This window comes from Streptomyces sp. NPDC003011 (genome assembly GCF_053591515.1).
Genome location: NZ_JBSFTY010000072.1, coordinates 27,947 through 44,587 on the forward strand (window position 1 = coordinate 27,947; position 16,641 = coordinate 44,587).

A 16,641-nucleotide genomic window follows, 5' to 3' on the forward strand; every position below is an offset into this window, starting at 1 on the left:
CGCATGGCGCCTGACCCGATGCCCGGTGCCCCCGCGACAAACCCGCAGCGCATCCCCCGCTGTCAGTGCCACCCCTTATCGTGCGATCCCATGACGACCCCGCGCCCCGCCACCCACCTCTCCGCAGACGAGGCCCGGCGCCTCGCCCTACGAGCTCAGGGCTTCCTCGGCGCCCCCGACCGCAGGTCCGGCGTCCGAGGCGTCCTCCGCCACCTGGGCGCGGTCCAGCTGGACACCATCTCGGTCCTGGCCCGCTCCCACGAACTCATCCCGTACGCCCGCCTGGGAGCGGTGGGCCGCAAGACGATCGAGGACGCCTACTGGAAGGACACCCACGCCTTCGAGTACTGGTCCCACGCCGCCTGCATCCTCCCCATCGAGGAGTGGCCCCACTTCGCCTTCCGCCGCCGCGCCTACCGCAACCGCCCGCACTGGAACCACGAACTCCCGGACGACGCCTACGACCAGGTCGTCAAGCAGCTCCGCGCCGAGGGCCCCCTCACGGCCACGGAGCTGGGCGGCGCGAAGAGGACCAGCGAGTGGTGGGACTGGTCCTCCTCGAAGGTCGCCGTCGAACGCGCCCTGATGTACGGCGAGGTGGTCTGCGTCGAGCGCCGCGGCTGGAAGCGCGTGTACGACCTCGCCGAGCGCGCCGTACCGGCAGCGCTGCTGCACGACGACCTGGACGACACCGAGTGCCTGCGCCGCCTGGTCCGCCTGGCCGGCCAGTCTCTGGGCGTCGGCACGCGCGCCGACATCGCCGACTACCACCGCCTCAGGGGTGATCAGGTCGACGCGGTGATCGCCGACTCGGGCCTGGTCCCGGTCACCGTCGAGGGCTGGGGCAAGCCCGCCTGGGCCGACCCCGCGGCCCTGGAGACACCTCCGCGCGGCCGCCACCGCACCACGCTCCTGTCCCCCTTCGACTCCCTCGTCTGGGAACGGGCGCGCACGGAACGCATCTTCGGCTTCACCCACCGCCTGGAGGCCTACGTCCCCAAGCCGAAGCGGGTGTACGGCTACTTCGCGATGCCGGTGCTGGCCGGCGGCCGGCTCGTCGGTCGCGTGGATCCGGCCCGCGAGGGCCGCACCCTGGTCGCCCGCCAGGTCACCCTGGACGGCCCGAAGGCGGTCCCGGCCATCGCGCAGGCCCTGGTCGAGGCGGCGAGCTGGGTGGACTGCACGGACGTACGCGTGGAGCGGGTGGACGCACCGGACCTCCGCGAGCCCCTCACCAGGGAACTCGCCCGCGCACTCGCCTGAGTCCGCCAGCCGGGACTACCGGATCTCCAGGATCTTCTCCCGCATCGCGTAGACGACGGCCTCCATCCTGGAGTGCAGTTGCAGCTTCTCCAGGATGTTGCGCACGTGGTTCTTCACGGTGTTCTCGGAGATGAACAGTTCCTTGGCGATGTCCCGGTTGTTCATTCCCGTGGCGACGAGTTTGAGGACTTCCAGTTCGCGCTCGGTGAGCCGGGGCGCCGGCACCAGTCGGCGCTCGTCGGTCCGCTGGATCATCGACTTGAACTCGGTGAGCAGTTTCGACGCCATGGACGGGCTGATCTGCGACTGCCCGTCGGCCACCGCGCGAATGGCGGTGGCCACCTCGTCCGTGGAGATCTCCTTGAGGAGATATCCGGTCGCGCCCGCCTTGATCGCGTCGTAGAGGTCGGCCTCCTCGTCGCTGATCGTCAGCATGATGATCTTCGCGCTCGGGGCGACCTCCTTGATGGAGGTGCACGCCTCGATACCGCCCCGCTTGGGCATCCGGACGTCCATCAGCACGATGTCCGGCAGCAGGTCGGCGGCCTTGTCGACGGCCTCCGCGCCGTCACCGGCCTCGCCGACCACCTGGATGTCCTCCTCGGCGGCGAGCACGATCTCCAGCCCACGGCGGAAGAGGGCGTGGTCGTCCACGACCAGGACACGGATCGGCTCCTTGCGTGGAGATCCCGCGTCCGGGCCCATGCCGACGGCGCCGTCGCCGGCGTTCTCGTCCTGCATCGGTCCGAAGCTGTCCGCCATCGTTCCTCCCCCTGAAGGCTGTGGCCTGTGGTTCCGTGCCATCGCCAACCCAAGGCAACGGCCCAGCGGTTGGGCCGGTGCGGCCATGATTTCATGCCCGGACGACAGTGAGGTGACAGAGCGGGGCGTGAAGTGGTCGCACACCGGTGCCCCTGGGGGCGCACGCGCGCACCAGGGGCACCGGCTCAGCTGTCTGCCGGGCGATCAGCCGCCCAGCGTGTCTCCCGCCGCCTGGGGTTGCGCCTCGGTCACCATCGGGTCCGTGCTGAGGTGGATGACGCCGTAGTCGTAGGCGTGCCGCCGGTAGACGACACTCGGCTCCTTGGTCTCGGAGTCGATGAACAGATAGAAGTCGTGCCCGACCAGCTCCATCTCGTAGAGAGCCTGATCGAGGGTCATCGGGGAGGCGACGTGGGTCTTCTCACGGACGACAAGGGGGCCGTCACCCTTGATCTCCAGCGAGCCGATCCTCTTGGTGGGCACTCCGTCCGACTCCTCGTCGTGGACGGCGTTACCGTTCCCGTCGAGCGTCGCCGCGTCCGGGACGTGGTCGGGGACCTCGGCAGCGGTGAGCCGCCGTGCGCCCCGGCGGGTGTGGCGCTTGTCGTGCTCCTTGCGCAGCCGGGCGTCCAGCTTCTCCGCCGCCAGGTCGAGTGCCGCGTACGGGTCACTGGCCGCCGCCTCCGCCCGGATCACCGGTCCGCGGGAGCGGAGCGTGATCTCCACTCGGTCACAGCGGTCGGCCTGTCGGGGGTTGGGCTCCTTGGACACCTCGACGTCGAGGCTGATCACCTTGCCATCGAGCTTCTGGATCTTCTCCAGCTTCAGCTTCTCGGCCACGTGCTTGCGGAACCGCTCGGGCACCTCGGTCTTGCGGCCCTTGACGACGATGTCCACGCAGAACTCCGTTCCCGGATCGCTCCGCCTCGCTGCGGAGCATCTCCCTTTTGCACCAGGCTCCGGTGAGTCCCGGAACCTCGGACTCGGTGACGTCCACCTCCTCCCCCGCGGGCAAGATCTCCACTCCACCGGTGCGGGTGATGAGGGAAAATCCCGCAGCACGGCATTCGGATAAGAGAGGTGTGGCCTGGGCCTTTCTCTCACAACCGAACATATCTCGCCCGGACGGATGTCGTCACCCTCTACTGTGGCCTACCTCCGTTCAGGTGAATTGGACCTCTCATTACCTGCAACGATGCACGTTTCCAGTCAGTTCCGGTTCATTTCGAAAGAATCCGGCGTGGCCGCGACCACGGCCGCGCAGATCACGCCGCGGACAGCGCCACCGCCCGCCGTTCCCGGCCGGTCAGGCGCCCACCCGGTCTCCTCCTCCGTCACCCGGATCGTCCGTTCCTCTCTGCGTTCCCGACTTCCTGCCCCGTACACAGGCGTGACCAACCCCAGACACTCCCTCACTCCACCATCCGCCCGACAGGCCCCCACCTCTCCCACACCGACCCCGCGATCTCCGGCCCGCGGACCACCGACAGCCCAGCCACACCCGCCCGCTCTCCCCCCACGCTCGGTGTCTCCGCAGGCGACGGCACTCCCCCCGGCCCCCGGCCCGCCGTACAGCCCCACTCCCTCCGTCCCCGCCGTTCCACCGCGGCCGGCCGGCTCCTCCACGCCGCCGTACGCCTCCGCTCCCCGCCCCCACGCCGAAGCACCGCCGGCAGCGGACCCGCGCCCACGCACCACATCCCCGTACGCCACCGGACGCCCGTACGCCACCCCACCGCCCGACGCCGCTCCCTCCGTCTCCCCCGCCGACGCCTCCCGCACCGCACGCGCCGCCTCCGCCAGGGACGCCCCGGTCGTCATCAGGTCGTCGACGAGCACCACCGGACCGCCGGCCAGCAGCCGTTCCCCGCCCGGCACGACCACCAGCGCGCCCGCGAGGTTCTCCAGCCGCTGGCGGGAGTTGAGCCCCGCCTGGTCGGCCACCTCCCGGCGCTGCCGCAACACCGCGGCCACCCGCGCCGGTGTCCCGGCCCGCCGCAACGCACGCGCCCCCGCGAGCGCGATCCGCCGCGCCGGATCATGTCCCCGCGCCCGAACCGTCCGTCGCGCGGACGGCACGGGCACAAGCACCACGGCCCCGCCGCCCCACACCGCCCCGTCCCGCGACCCCGCCGGCCGCCCGCCCCACCCACCACCGCCGCCGATCCCGGCCCCTACGTCCGGCGCCCCGATCCGCGCATCCCGGCCGGCCCGCCCGTCGGCGCCCCGCAGGCCCGCCCGCCCACCGTCGCCGGTCCACGCGCCGGCCTCCCGCACCCCCGCGCACACGGCGCCCGCCAGCGCCACTCCGAGCGGCGCCGCGAGCGCCAGCGCACCCCGTTCCTTGTGCGCCAGCAAAACCGCCCGCACCTCGTCCGCGTACCGTGCCGCCGCGTGCACGACCGGCAGACCCGGTGGTTGCGGCACCGGTCGTACCCGACGCGGTACGGCCCCGCTCAGGGCCGCACGGCACTCCGGACAGAGCACCGTGCGTGGCCGCCCGCAGCCTCCGCACTCGGTCGGCAGCACCAGGTCGGTGAGGTCCTGCCACCACCCCCGCATGCCCACCACTGTGCCCGCACCGACGCGTCCCGGCCACCCCTGTGGACAACCGCCTGTGGACAACTCCGGCCGGTACCACGCACAGCCGGTGCCGCAGCAGTGACCAGCACAGCCCCCGGCCCCCGGCCACTGGCCCACCGGGCCCACCGGCCACCGCACAGCGGAACGGCCGCCCCCGCCGGAGCCGTACCCCGGCGAAAACGGCCGCTCGAATCACCGGTCGCCCACGTCACTGGTCGCCCACGTCACCGGCCGGTCCGGCTCACCGGCCGATCCGGCTCACCCCGGATAGACCGGCGCGGTCCCGTCCGCGTCGACCTTCTGCCACTGCGCCCCGGACGGCAGCCGCACGATCCCGTCCTCCGAGTACGCCGCCAACGGCACCTGGTCGTCCTCGGACGCGGCGATCTCCTTCACGCCCGTCAGCGCCGCCGGCGGCGGTCCCTCCGGCGTGGAGCCGTCGACCTGGACGTACCGCATCTGCTGCACCCCGCCCTGCTCGCGTCCGACCACCACGAGTCGGCTGTCCCCGGCCCACGACATGGCCGTGACCTCCTCCAGCTCCGGAGTGGCGGACCGCAGTTCCTGCACCGAGACGGACGGCCTGGCGCTCGTCCGCTCGCCGCGCTCGATCCGCCCGATGAACAGCGACTGCCGGTCGCCCTTCTCCACGACGAGTGCGATCCGCACCCCGTCGGCGGCCACCCGGACGTCCTTGACACGCCCGTCCAGTCCCGGCGCGTCCACGGTGAGCGGCTCGCCCGCGCCGTCCTCCAGCACCAGCAGCCGCGCGTTGCCGGGATCGCGGTCGGCCACCCACAGGTCGCCCTCCGCGTCCCAGCTCGGCGTGGTCAGCCGGTCGTCGGCCGTCGCTCCCCCGCTGCTGAGCACGGGCTCCCCGAGCGATCCGCCCGACGCCAGCGACCCCACGTACAGCGCCTTGCCGTCGATGCCGACGCCGGCCGCCTTGTGCTCGTCGCGCGACACCGCCACCGACTGCAGTTGCTTGTCGCCCTCGCCCAGCGCCCCCGGCACCGGATCGGGCTTCGTACCGTCGCTGTCGGCCGGGATCCGCACCAGCCGGCGCTTGCCGTCGACGAAGTACAGATACTCGGGATGCCGCACCGAGCCCCGCGCGGCGACGGAGTCGGCCCCGCCCTCGGTGAGCGTGCACAACTGCTTGCCGCCCGCCTCGAGCGCGACCTCGTCCACCGCCGGCGTGAGGTTCTTCAAGGTGAACAGGATCTGGGCCGCCATCTCGCTGCACACGGGCGCACCGACCCGGGCGGCCTTGTCGTTCAGCGGCACGGTCAGCTTGCTCCGGTCGTCGGGCGTCAGCGAGGTGACGCCCTTCTGCAGCTGAGTCCCGGTGGGGAAGCTCGACCTGACGACCGGCCCGAGCCAGGTCGTGGGCCCGCTGAACAGGGACCGGACCATCTGCGTCATGGGATCCACCCGCTTGCGCACGTACACCGGGTCGGCGACCGCCACGGTCTGCGGGGGCGTCCCCCCGGGTGCGTGCGAGGCGAAGTAGTACTTGTTGACGGAGACGTAGTTGCGCTGGAAGTCCGACTTGCCCATGACGACGCCCTGCGGCGGTTCGTCGATGCGCCACTGTTCGGTCTTCTGGTCCCGCACCAGGTGCACCGACTGCTGGTAGTCCCCGTCGGTGGGTGCGTACGACTGCTGCGCGTCCACGGTGGCGACCTTGGTGCCGGTCAGCGTGAACAGGTAGTCGCCGGTCTCCTCCCGGCTGACATCGGGCTCGACCTCGATGCCCGGCCCTTCGGCGAGCACCGTGGTGGACCGCTCCGGCTCCCAGGTCTGCGCGGCTTCGGCGGTCAAGTACTTGCTGGCCGTCTCGTAGTGCGGATCATCGCTGGTCAGCGCCTCCAGGAAACCCTGCACGATCGCGTTGGGCCGCGCGTCCTCCTGCGGCGGCATGGCGAAGACCCGCACCTGCGTGTCCTGGCGCGGCGTGGACTCGACACCGCGCAGATCCCCGCTGTCCGGCATCGAGGCGCACCCCGCCAGCAGTACGACGCCACAGGCGGCGTACGCCATCGTCCGCCCCGGTCCGCGCCGAGCGCTCCCCTTGCGGTCAGCGCCCACGAAATGCCTCCCCTTGCTCGTACGACTCCGCCGGCGCGGTCTGCGAAGAGGCCGCCGGCGGATGCTCCGGCCCGGTGTCCGGGCCACGTCCGCTCCCGCCCCGAGACCCGTCACCGACGGGCGTCTCGGGCCGGCGCACGCCCGAGGCCGGCCGGGGCACCACGCGCGCGCCGCTGCCCGGCAGCGCCGTGGGATCGGCCGTGGGCGCCACGGTGGCCGGCCGCGGCGCGATCGGATCCCGCGACGGCGTCTGGTCACCCGCCGGCTGGGCGGGCACGGTGGCCCGCTTCTCCCCGCCTCCGCGCGGCAGCCCGGCGTCGCTGAGTCCGCGATGGCGGCGCGAGTCCTTCGGCTCCAGCGGTATCGGGGAGCCCCGCAGCGGCTCGTCCGCCGTCCGCGGCAGCGTCAGCCGGAACTGCGACCCGCCGCCCGGCTCGCCCCACGCCTGCAGCCAGCCGCCGTGCAGCCGCGCGTCCTCCAGGGCGATGGACAGCCCCAGCCCGGTACCGCCGGTGGTACGCGCGCGTGCCGGGTCGGCCCGCCAGAAGCGGCTGAAGACGCGAGTCGCCTCGCCGGGCTTGAGCCCGACCCCGTAGTCACGCACCGCGACCGCGACCGCCCCGCCCGCCGCGGCGAGCTTGACGACGACGTCCTTGCCCTCGCCGTGCTCCACGGCGTTGACGACCAGGTTGCGCAGCACCCGCTCCACCCGCCGGGCGTCCGCCTCGGCGACGACGGGCTGCTGGTCGCCGACCACCCGCACCGTCGTCCCCTTGCGTTCGGCGAGCGGCTCGGCCCCGCTGACGACCCGCCGTACGACCTCCCTGAGGTCGATCGGCTCGGCCTCCAGCGCCGCCGCGCCCGCGTCGAAGCGGCTGATCTCCAGCAGGTCCGCGAGGAGCGTCTCGAACCGGTCCAGCTGGTCGGCGAGCAGTTCGGCCGACCGTGCGGTCACCGGATCGAAGTCCACGCGCGCGTCGTGGATGACGTCGGCAGCCATCCGCACGGTCGTCAGCGGCGTGCGCAGCTCGTGCGACACGTCCGACACGAACCTCCGCTGCATCCGCGACAGGTCCTCCAGTTGCTGGATCTTGAGCTGGAGGTTCTGCGCCATCTTGTTGAAGGCCTCACCGAGCCGGGCGATGTCGTCCTCGCCGGTGACCTTCATCCGTTCCTGCAAGCGCCCCGCGGACAGCCGCTCGGCGATCCCGGCCGCCATCCGCACCGGGGTGACGACCTGCCGCACCACGAGCCAGGCGATGGCCCCGAGGAGGACGACGACGAAGAGACCGGCCGTCGCGAGGGTCCCCTTGACCAGGCTGAGCGACTTCTCCTCCTGGGTGAGCGGGAAGAGGTAGTACAGCTGGTACGGGTCGCCGTTCGGGTCGTTGACCTGCTTGCCGATGACGAGGGCGGGCTGGGACGCCTTGTCGGAGGACCTGTCGTAGGTGATCCGCGTGTAGCTCTGCGCCGGCGCCGTACTGCCGTCGACGCGCTCACGCAGGTCCTCGGGCACGCTGGCCGACCAGTCGACGTCACCGGAGGCGCGCGGTCCGCGCCCGCCGCCGCTGTCGTCGCCCGCGGCGGGGAGCGTCACCACGTCAAAAGCGCCCTGGCCGCCGCTGGAGAGCGACTCCACCAGGTCGCTCATCCACTGGATGACGTTCTGCTCGGTACGGTCGTCCACCGGGGCGCCGTCGTCGCCGGTGCCGGCCGCCGCCTCGTCGGACTTCTGCTTGGCCACCGCGAACCCTCCGGTGGCCTGGCTCTGCGAGGCCTTCACCTTGGCGTCCAGCAGCCCGTTGCGCACCTGCCCGATCACGACGAACCCGAGCAGCAGCACGACGCCCAGCGACATCAGCAGCGTCGTGACGACGACCTTGAGCTGGATGTTGCGCCGCCACAGCCGCATGACGGGCAGCAGCGGCCGGCGCACCCAGCGCACGAACAGGCGCAGGACCGGACTGCCCTGGACTCCGCCCTGCAGCAACCCGCCCTCGAAGAAGCGCCCCCAACGGGAGCCTGCCGTCTTCCGGCCGACAGGCCGCTCCGCGCGCGCCCCGGTCCGCCCGGGCGACGAAGCGGCACTGTCCTCGGACATGTCAGCTGGGTCCTGCCTTGTATCCCACACCACGGACGGTCACCACGATCTCCGGCCGCTCCGGGTCCTTCTCGACCTTGGAACGCAGCCGCTGCACATGCACGTTCACCAGCCGGGTGTCAGCCGCGTGCCGGTAGCCCCACACCTGCTCCAGAAGCACCTCCCGGGTGAACACCTGCCACGGCTTGCGGGCCAGCGCGACCAGCAGATCGAACTCCAGCGGGGTCAGCGCGATCGACTGCCCGTCCCGCTTCACGGAGTGACCGGCCACGTCGATGACCAGATCGCCTATGGCGAGCTGCTCGGGCGCCGGTTCCTCGGACCTCCGCAGCCGCGCCCGGATCCGGGCCACCAGCTCCTTCGGCTTGAACGGTTTCACGATGTAGTCGTCGGCACCCGATTCCAGGCCCACCACGACATCGACGGTGTCGCTCTTGGCCGTGAGCATCACGATCGGCACCCCGGACTCCGCCCTGATCAGGCGGCACACCTCGATACCGTCCCGGCCCGGCAGCATCAGATCGAGCAGCACGAGGTCGGGCTTGGACTCACGGAAAGCGGCCAGCGCCTTGTCGCCGTCGGCTACAAAAGACGGCTCAAAACCTTCACCACGCAGCACAATGCCGAGCATCTCGGCCAGTGCGGTGTCGTCGTCGACGACAAGGACTCGTCCCTTCATAAACGACATCATCCCATTAGCTAATCGTTACCTGGCGTGACCTGGCACACAGCTCCGCAAGCGCCTCAGCCGTCACGGGCGAAACGACGCCTTCCTCGGTGACGATCGCCGTCACCAACTCGGGCGGCGTCACGTCGAACGCCGGGTTGTACGCCTGGGTCCCCAGGGGTGCCACCGGAATCCCGCCTCCCGCTTCCGCTCCCGCCACCGGCACCTGGGGTGCTGTGAGCTCGGTCACCTCATGACCGGGACGTTGTTCGACCTCGATGGAAGCCCCGTCCGGCGTGTCCGGATCCACTGTCGTCACGGGCGCCACCACGATGAACGGGACATGGTGGTACCGCGCGAGCACAGCGAGCGGGTAGCTCCCCACCTTGTTCGCCACCGAACCGTCGGCGGCGATGCGGTCCGCACCGATCAGCACCGCGTCCACCTCTCCGGCCGCGAACAGCGAGCCCGCCGCGTTGTCGGTCAGCAAGGTGTACGCCATACCGCTGCGAGCCGCCTCGTACGCCGTCAGGCGAGCACCTTGCAGCAACGGACGCGTTTCGTCCACCCACAGGCGCCTGAGCTGCCCCGCGCGATGCGCCGCCAGCGCCACCGCGAACGCCGTTCCCTCACCGCCCGACACCAGGGAGCCCGTGTTGCAGTGGGTGAGGATCCGGTGCCCGCCACCGGGCAACAGCTCGTCCAACAGCGCCAGCCCGCGCTCGGCCATCCGGGCGCTCGCCTCGGCGTCCTCCTGGTGGAGCCGGCGTGCCGCGGCCAGCGCCGCCTCGGCGGCCTGCCGGGCGTCTCCGCCCTTGCCGAGCTCGGCCCGGTACGCCGCGTGCGCCCTGCGCACCCCGACGGCCAGGTTCACAGCGGTGGGACGCGCACCCGCCAGGGCGGCCGCGGCGTCGTCCACCTCGAATCCGCGCGCGGCGGCGAGCGCGACGCCGTACGCCCCCGCGATGCCGAGCAGCGGTGCCCCGCGCACAGCGAGCGACCGGATCGCCTCCACCAGCGCGGATGCGTCCGTACAGACCAGTTCGACCTCCTCGGCCGGCAGCCTCGTCTGGTCGAGAAGCACCAGTACGGGACCTTCAGGTGGTTCTTCCCAGCGGATCGCCGGCAGTTCTGTCGGCCTGCTGTTCTCGGCGGTTTGCGCGTACTGATCAGCCATGCGATCAGTCTGCCCCTTATCCAGCTCACAATTGAAGGTGTGCAGCCCATACCGCGGCTGGTCACTCGGCGACCACCCCATGGCACGATGGCTGCCAACCTGCCGCCGCGACCGCGGACGGGCACCGTGAAGGAGCGACGATGAACGACACTCCGGGCTGGGCCTCGCCCGGATCCGCCCCGTCCGACGGGCAGCAGCCCGGCGCGTCCGGCTCCCCCGAGCCCACCGACCGCCCCGGTGCCCAGGACCCCACGGAGCAGCCGGCAGCGCAGCCCGGACAGGCCCCGCAGGGCCCCGGCTCGCAGTGGTCCAAGGAGCAGCCGCCGCCCGCCCAGTGGTCCGCGCCCACGGGCCCCACGGCCCCGGGCCAGGCTCCGCCGCCACCCCCGCCGCCCGGCCCGGGCTGGGGCCCCCCGCCGCCGGCCGGCCCCGGCGGCTACGGCCCGCCCGGCGGACCCGGCGGCTACAGCGGCTGGGGAGGCGCCTACGGCCCTCCCGGCGGGTACGGCGGCTGGGGAGGCCCGCCGCCCGCGGCCAAGCCCGGCGTGATCCCCCTGCGTCCGCTCGGCGTCGGCGAGATCCTCGACGGCGCGGTCTCCACCATGCGCACCTACTGGCGCACGGTCCTCGGGATCTCCCTGACCGTCGCCGTCCTCACGGAGATCGTCGTCATCCTGCTTCAGGGCCTCGTCCTGAACGACACCGCCAACACCGAGGCGCTCAACGATCCGAGCGCCACGCTCGGCGAGCTCACCCGCGCCCTGGGCGAGGCCATGCTCGGCTCCGGTGTCGTCTTCCTGATCTCGCTGGTCGGCACGGTCGCCGCGACCGCGCTGCTCACGACCGTCACCAGCCGCGCGGTGCTCGGCAAGTCGGTCACCATCGGCGAGGCCTGGCGCGACGCCCGCCCCCAGGTGCTGAAGCTGTCCGGCCTGATCCTCCTGCTGCCGCTCATCGCGGTCTCCATCGTCCTCGCGGGCACGGTGCCCGGCATCCTCCTGGCCGCCTCGGGCCAGGGCACGGGAGGCGCCGTACTCGCCGTACTGGGCGGCCTGGGCGCGGGCATCGTGGCCGTGTGGCTGATGGTCCGTTTCTCCCTGGCCACGCCTGCCCTGATGCTGGAGAAGCAGAGCATCACCAAGTCGATGAGCCGCTCGGCGAAGCTGGTCCGCGGCTCCTGGTGGCGGATGTTCGGCATCCAGCTGCTCGCCGGGATCATCGCGAACATCGTCGCGGCGATCGTGATCCTCCCCTTCACCTTCCTCGCCGCCGCGGTCAGCGGCGACGGCATCGGCGGCTTCCTGAACGGCACCGGCGAGCTCGGCTGGACCTTCCTCATCGTCAGCGGCATCGGCTCGGTGATCGGCTCCATGATCACGTTCCCGATCACGGCGGGCGTCACCGTGCTCCTCTACGTCGACCAGCGCATCCGCCGCGAGGCCCTCGACCTCGACCTGGCCCGCGCCGCCGGCGTCCAGGGCTACGGCCCCACCCCCGGGAGCTGATGCGGTGAACCTGGCGGGGGGAGTTCTCACAGCGGTACCGGCGCCGCAGCACACGGCCGACTCGGCGGTACAGCTCGCGCTGCGCGCCGGCGACACCCTCGTACGCGCCGCGACGCGCGCCGCCGACACCGCGTCCGTCCTGTCACTCCCGCGCTCGGACGACGCGCCACCGCTGACGGTCCCGCGCGGCCCCGCGGGGGAGGCGGCCCGGCGCGAACTGTCCAAGCGGATGTACCACCAGGACGACCCCGGCCTGTTCGAGCGCGCCCTGAACGCGTTCTGGGACTGGGTCGGCGAGATCCTCGACGCCGCCTCGGCCGCGACCCCCGGCGGACCGCTCGGCCTGGTCGTCGTCATCGTGACCGTCCTCGCGGCCCTGGGCGCCCTGTGGTGGCGCCTGGGCACCCCGCGCCGCGAGCCGGCCTCCGCCCCCGCACTGTTCGACGACCGTCCCCGCAGCGCCGCCGAACACCGGGCCGCCGCCGAGGCGCACGCGGCCCAGGGCCACTGGAACCAGGCCGTCCAGGAACGCATGCGGGCCATCGTCCGTTCCCTGGAGGAACGCGCCCTGCTCGACGCCCGCCCCGGCCGCACCGCCGACGAGGCAGCCGTGGAAGCCGGCCGCGCCCTGCCCTCCCGAGCGGACCGGCTGCGCACCGCCGCCAGGGACTTCGACGACGTGACGTACGGCGGCCGAAGGGCCGGCGAGCAGTCGTACCACCGCATCGCCGAGCTCGACCGTGACCTGGAGCGCACAAAACCGCAGCTGGCGAGCAGCAGCAACAGCGCGGCCCACAACGCCCGCCGGGGAGCCGCCGAATGACCACCGGGGCCACGCTCCCGTCCACCTCGGCCTCGCCCACCGCCCGTCAGGTGTGGACCCGCGCGCGAGGCGTCGTCCTCGCCCTCGTGATCCTCCTGGCGGGGGCGGTCGCGATCGCCGCGATCCGCTCCGACGCCCACCACGGCAGTCTCGACCCCCGCTCCGCCGACCCCTACGGCAGCCGCGCGGTGGCCGAACTCCTCGCCGACCGAGGTGTCTCCACCCGGGTGGTCACCACGCTCGCCGAGGCGCGCACCGCGGCCGGGCCGGACACCACTCTCCTGGTCGCCGTGCCCGACCTGCTGACCGAGAGGCAGCAGGACGAGCTGCGTGCCGCGACGACCGGCTCCGGAGGCCGCACCGTCCTCGTCGCCGCAGGCGGCTGGTCCGTGGAACGGCTCGCCCCCGGCATCGTCGCGAACCCCGCCACCAGCCTCGACTCCACGCTCTCCCCCGCCTGCGCGCTGCCCGCCGCCCGGCGCGCGGGCAGGGCCGACACCGGCGGAATCCGCTACACCGTCACCCGCCCCGGCGCCGACGAGTGTTACCCCAGCGAGCGCCTGGCCACCCTGGTGCGCCTCCCGGACCCGTCCGGGGACGGCGACACCGTCGCACTCGGCGCGCCCGACATCCTCCACAACGACACCCTCGACGAGCAGGGCAACGCCTCGCTCGCCCTCCAACTCCTCGGCTCCCGCCCCCATCTGGTCTGGTACCTCCCCTCGCTCTCCGACACCGCCGCCGCCGACCCGGACGACGAAAAGGGCTTCTTCGACCTGCTCCCCTCGGGCTGGCTCTGGGGCACGCTGCAGCTCTTCATCGCCGCGGCCCTCGCCGCCCTCTGGCGGGCACGCCGACTCGGCCCGCTCGTGCCCGAAAGACTCCCCGTGGCGATCCGCGCCTCCGAAACCGTCGAAGGCCGTGCCCGCCTCTACCGCAAGGCGAACGCCCGCGACCGCGCGGCCGCCGCTCTTCGCTCCACCACGCGCACGCGCCTCGCCCCCCTGGTAGGCATCCCCACGACCCAGGCACACACGCCCGAGGCCCTTCTCCCCGCCCTGTCCGCCCACCTCCACAGCCCCGGAGACGGCCAGGCCATGCACTCGCTCCTCTTCGGCCCGCCGCCCAGCGACGACGCGGCCCTCATCTCCCTCACCGACCAACTCGACGCCCTCGAAAGAGAGGTACGCCGTCCATGATGGACCCGACCACTGACAACGCCGGGCACACCGGGGATCCGGGCGCCGCCCGCGCCTCCCTGGAAGCCCTGCGCGCCGAGATCGCCAAAGCCGTGGTCGGCCAGGATCCCGCCGTGACCGGCCTCGTCGTCGCCCTCCTGTGCCGCGGACACGTTCTCCTGGAAGGAGTCCCCGGAGTCGCCAAGACGCTGCTCGTCCGCGCCCTCGCGTCCGCGCTCGAACTCGACACCAAACGCGTCCAGTTCACCCCCGACCTGATGCCGAGCGACGTGACCGGCTCCCTGGTCTACGACAGCCGCAGCGCCGAGTTCTCCTTCCAGCCCGGCCCGGTCTTCACCAACCTCCTTCTGGCCGACGAGATCAACCGCACCCCGCCGAAGACCCAGTCGTCCCTCCTGGAGGCCATGGAGGAACGCCAGGTCACGGTCGACGGCACCCCGCGCCCGCTCCCCGACCCGTTCCTGGTCGCCGCCACCCAGAACCCCGTCGAGTACGAGGGCACCTATCCCCTCCCCGAAGCCCAGCTGGATCGTTTCCTCCTCAAGCTCACGATCCCGCTGCCCTCCCGCCAGGACGAGATCGCCGTCCTCACCCGCCACGCCGAGGGCTTCAACCCGCGGGACCTGCGCGCCGCCGGCGTGCGCCCCGTCGCGGGCCCCGCCGACCTGGAAGCGGCCCGCGCCGCGGTCGCCAAGACGACGATCTCCCCGGAAATCACCGCCTACGTCGTCGACATCTGCCGGGCCACCCGCGAATCGCCCTCCCTCACCCTCGGCGTGTCCCCGCGCGGCGCGACGGCCCTGCTCGCCACGGCCCGCGCCTGGGCCTGGCTGACCGGCCGCGACTACGTCACCCCCGACGACGTCAAGGCCCTCGCCCTCCCCACCCTCCGCCACCGCGTACAACTCCGCCCGGAAGCCGAGATGGAGGGCGTGACGGCCGACTCCGTCATCAACGCGATCCTCGCCCACGTCCCCGTCCCCCGCTGATGGCACTCACCGGACGCGCCGCCTTCCTCGCAGCCCTGGGTTCCCTCCCCGTAGGCATCTGGGAACCCAGCTGGACGGGCATCCTCGCCGTCAACGCACCCCTGGCCATCGCCTGCGCCTGCGACTTCGCCCTGGCCGCACCCGTACGACGGCTCGGGCTGACCCGCTCCGGCGACACCTCCGCACGCCTCGGCGACACCGCCGACGTCACCCTCACGGTCACCAACCCGTCCCGCCGCCCGCTCCGCGCCCACCTCCGCGACGCCTGGCCCCCCAGCAGCTGGCAGCCCGGCACGGAGGTCGCCGCCTCCCGCCACCGTCTGACGGTCCCCGCGGGCGAACGCCGCCGCGTGACCACCCGTCTACGCCCCACCCGCCGCGGCGACCGCCAGACGGACCGCGTGACCATCCGCTCCTACGGCCCGCTCGGCCTCCTCTCCCGCCAGGGCACCCACCAGGTCCCCTGGACGGTCCGCGTCCTGCCCCCGTTCACCAGCCGCAAGCACCTGCCGTCCAAGCTGGCCCGCCTGCGCGAACTGGACGGCCGCACCAGCGTGCTCACCCGAGGCGAAGGCACGGAATTCGACAGCCTTCGCGAGTACGTTCCCGGCGACGACACCCGCTCCATCGACTGGCGCGCCACAGCCCGCCAGACCACGGTCGCCGTACGCACCTGGCGCCCCGAACGCGACCGCCACATCCTTCTCGTCCTCGACACCGGCCGCACCTCCGCGGGCCGCGTGGGCGACGCCCCACGCCTCGACGCCTCCATGGACGCGGCCCTGCTCCTGGCTGCTCTGGCGTCCCGCGCGGGTGACCGCGTCGCCCTGCTCGCCTACGACCGCCGCGTACGGGCCCTCGTCCAGGGCCGCACGGCCGGCGACGTCCTCCCGTCCCTGGTCAACGCGATGGCCACGCTGGAACCGGAGCTGGTGGAGACAGACGCCCGAGGCCTCGCCGCCACCGCGCTCAAAGCGGCTCCGCGCCGCTCCCTGATCGTGCTGCTCACGACCCTCGATGCGGCTCCGGTCGAAGAGGGCCTGCTGCCCGTCCTCTCCCAGCTCACCCAGCGCCACACCGTCCTGCTGGCGTCGGTCGCCGACCCTCACATCGCCCGCATGGCCAAAGGACGGGGAAGCACTGACGCCGTCTACGAGGCCGCAGCCGCCGCCCAGGCCCACACCGAACGCCACCGCACCGCCGAACAACTCCGCCGGCACGGCGTGACAGTCGTCGACGCAACACCCGACGATCTGGCCCCGGCACTGGCAGATGCCTATCTGGCACTGAAGGCAGCGGGCCGCCTCTAATACAGAGGGCGGCTCGCCCGCCCTAAGGGCTGTAAACGCAGAAAACCCCCGTGCCGAAAGGCACGGGGGTTTTCTCAAGAATTGTTCGGCGGCGTCCTACTCTCCCACAGGGTCCCCCCTGCAGTACCATCGGCGCTGTAAGGCTTAGCTTCCGGGTTCGGAATGTAACCG

Annotated in this window: 12 protein-coding genes, 1 rRNA gene and 1 pseudogene; 6 read left to right on the top strand and 8 right to left on the bottom strand. The window is 72.5% G+C overall.

Features of this window, described 5'->3' with window-relative positions:
• Window positions 1-90 precede the first annotated feature (90 nt).
• A complete protein-coding gene (locus ACWD0J_RS30635) occupies window positions 91-1,263 on the top strand; it encodes a winged helix-turn-helix domain-containing protein (protein WP_451499092.1) in 1,173 nt (390 codons plus the stop codon).
• A gap of 15 nt (window positions 1,264-1,278) precedes the next feature.
• Here the strand turns inward: ACWD0J_RS30635 and ACWD0J_RS30640 are convergent, their stop codons facing one another.
• The 7 genes and pseudogenes from ACWD0J_RS30640 to mtnA all read right to left on the bottom strand — a co-directional run bounded on the left by ACWD0J_RS30640 (window position 1,279) and on the right by mtnA (window position 10,644).
• On the bottom strand, window positions 1,279-2,025 hold the full coding sequence (locus tag ACWD0J_RS30640) for a response regulator (RefSeq protein ID WP_451499093.1): 747 nt from the start codon (window positions 2,023-2,025) through the stop codon (window positions 1,279-1,281).
• A 204-nt stretch (window positions 2,026-2,229) separates the two neighbouring features.
• A complete protein-coding gene (gene hpf, locus ACWD0J_RS30645) occupies window positions 2,230-2,922 on the bottom strand; it encodes a ribosome hibernation-promoting factor, HPF/YfiA family (RefSeq protein WP_451499094.1) in 693 nt (230 codons plus the stop codon).
• Between the two features lie 873 nt (window positions 2,923-3,795).
• A pseudogene (locus ACWD0J_RS30650) lies at window positions 3,796-4,587 on the bottom strand (ComF family protein); the annotation flags it as partial.
• Window positions 4,588-4,866: 279 nt separating this feature from the next.
• Entirely contained in the window at window positions 4,867-6,699 is a 1,833-nt protein-coding gene (locus tag ACWD0J_RS30655) for an LpqB family beta-propeller domain-containing protein (RefSeq protein WP_451499095.1), read from the bottom strand.
• Window positions 6,689-8,800 (bottom strand): MtrAB system histidine kinase MtrB, encoded by a 2,112-nt coding sequence (gene mtrB, locus ACWD0J_RS30660; RefSeq protein WP_451499096.1) that lies wholly within the window; start codon window positions 8,798-8,800, stop codon window positions 6,689-6,691. Before mtrB ends, ACWD0J_RS30655 begins: the two co-directional genes overlap by 11 nt.
• A 1-nt stretch (window position 8,801) precedes the next feature.
• Window positions 8,802-9,491: a two-component system response regulator MtrA gene (gene mtrA / locus ACWD0J_RS30665; protein ID WP_187284748.1), complete on the bottom strand. Its 690-nt coding sequence runs from the start codon at window positions 9,489-9,491 to the stop codon at window positions 8,802-8,804.
• Between the two features lie 4 nt (window positions 9,492-9,495).
• Window positions 9,496-10,644, bottom strand: coding sequence for an S-methyl-5-thioribose-1-phosphate isomerase (gene mtnA, locus ACWD0J_RS30670; RefSeq protein WP_451499102.1), 1,149 nt, complete (start codon window positions 10,642-10,644; stop codon window positions 9,496-9,498).
• 140 nt (window positions 10,645-10,784) lie between these two features.
• Here mtnA and ACWD0J_RS30675 point away from each other — a divergent pair, with 140 nt between their 5' ends.
• Genes ACWD0J_RS30675 through ACWD0J_RS30695 form a run of 5 tightly spaced genes read left to right on the top strand, consistent with a single transcriptional unit; the run spans window position 10,785 to window position 16,470 of the window.
• Complete coding sequence (locus tag ACWD0J_RS30675) at window positions 10,785-12,149, top strand: glycerophosphoryl diester phosphodiesterase membrane domain-containing protein (protein ID WP_451499097.1); 1,365 nt, start codon at window positions 10,785-10,787, stop codon at window positions 12,147-12,149.
• 4 nt (window positions 12,150-12,153) lie between these two features.
• Entirely contained in the window at window positions 12,154-12,972 is an 819-nt protein-coding gene (locus ACWD0J_RS30680; RefSeq protein ID WP_451499098.1) for a DUF4129 domain-containing protein, read from the top strand.
• Window positions 12,969-14,171, top strand: a complete 1,203-nt coding sequence (locus ACWD0J_RS30685; protein ID WP_451499099.1) for a DUF4350 domain-containing protein — start codon at window positions 12,969-12,971, stop codon at window positions 14,169-14,171. The genes ACWD0J_RS30680 and ACWD0J_RS30685 overlap by 4 nt, the downstream gene beginning before the upstream one ends.
• Window positions 14,171-15,160 (top strand): AAA family ATPase, encoded by a 990-nt coding sequence (locus ACWD0J_RS30690; protein WP_451499100.1) that lies wholly within the window; start codon window positions 14,171-14,173, stop codon window positions 15,158-15,160. Before ACWD0J_RS30685 ends, ACWD0J_RS30690 begins: the two co-directional genes overlap by 1 nt.
• Window positions 15,160-16,470 carry a DUF58 domain-containing protein gene (locus ACWD0J_RS30695; protein ID WP_451499101.1) on the top strand — a complete coding sequence of 437 codons (1,311 nt, stop codon included), beginning with the start codon at window positions 15,160-15,162 and terminating at the stop codon, window positions 16,468-16,470. Before ACWD0J_RS30690 ends, ACWD0J_RS30695 begins: the two co-directional genes overlap by 1 nt.
• A gap of 83 nt (window positions 16,471-16,553) precedes the next feature.
• Here the strand turns inward: ACWD0J_RS30695 and rrf are convergent.
• Window positions 16,554-16,641 (bottom strand): 5S ribosomal RNA (gene rrf / locus ACWD0J_RS30700); the annotation flags it as partial.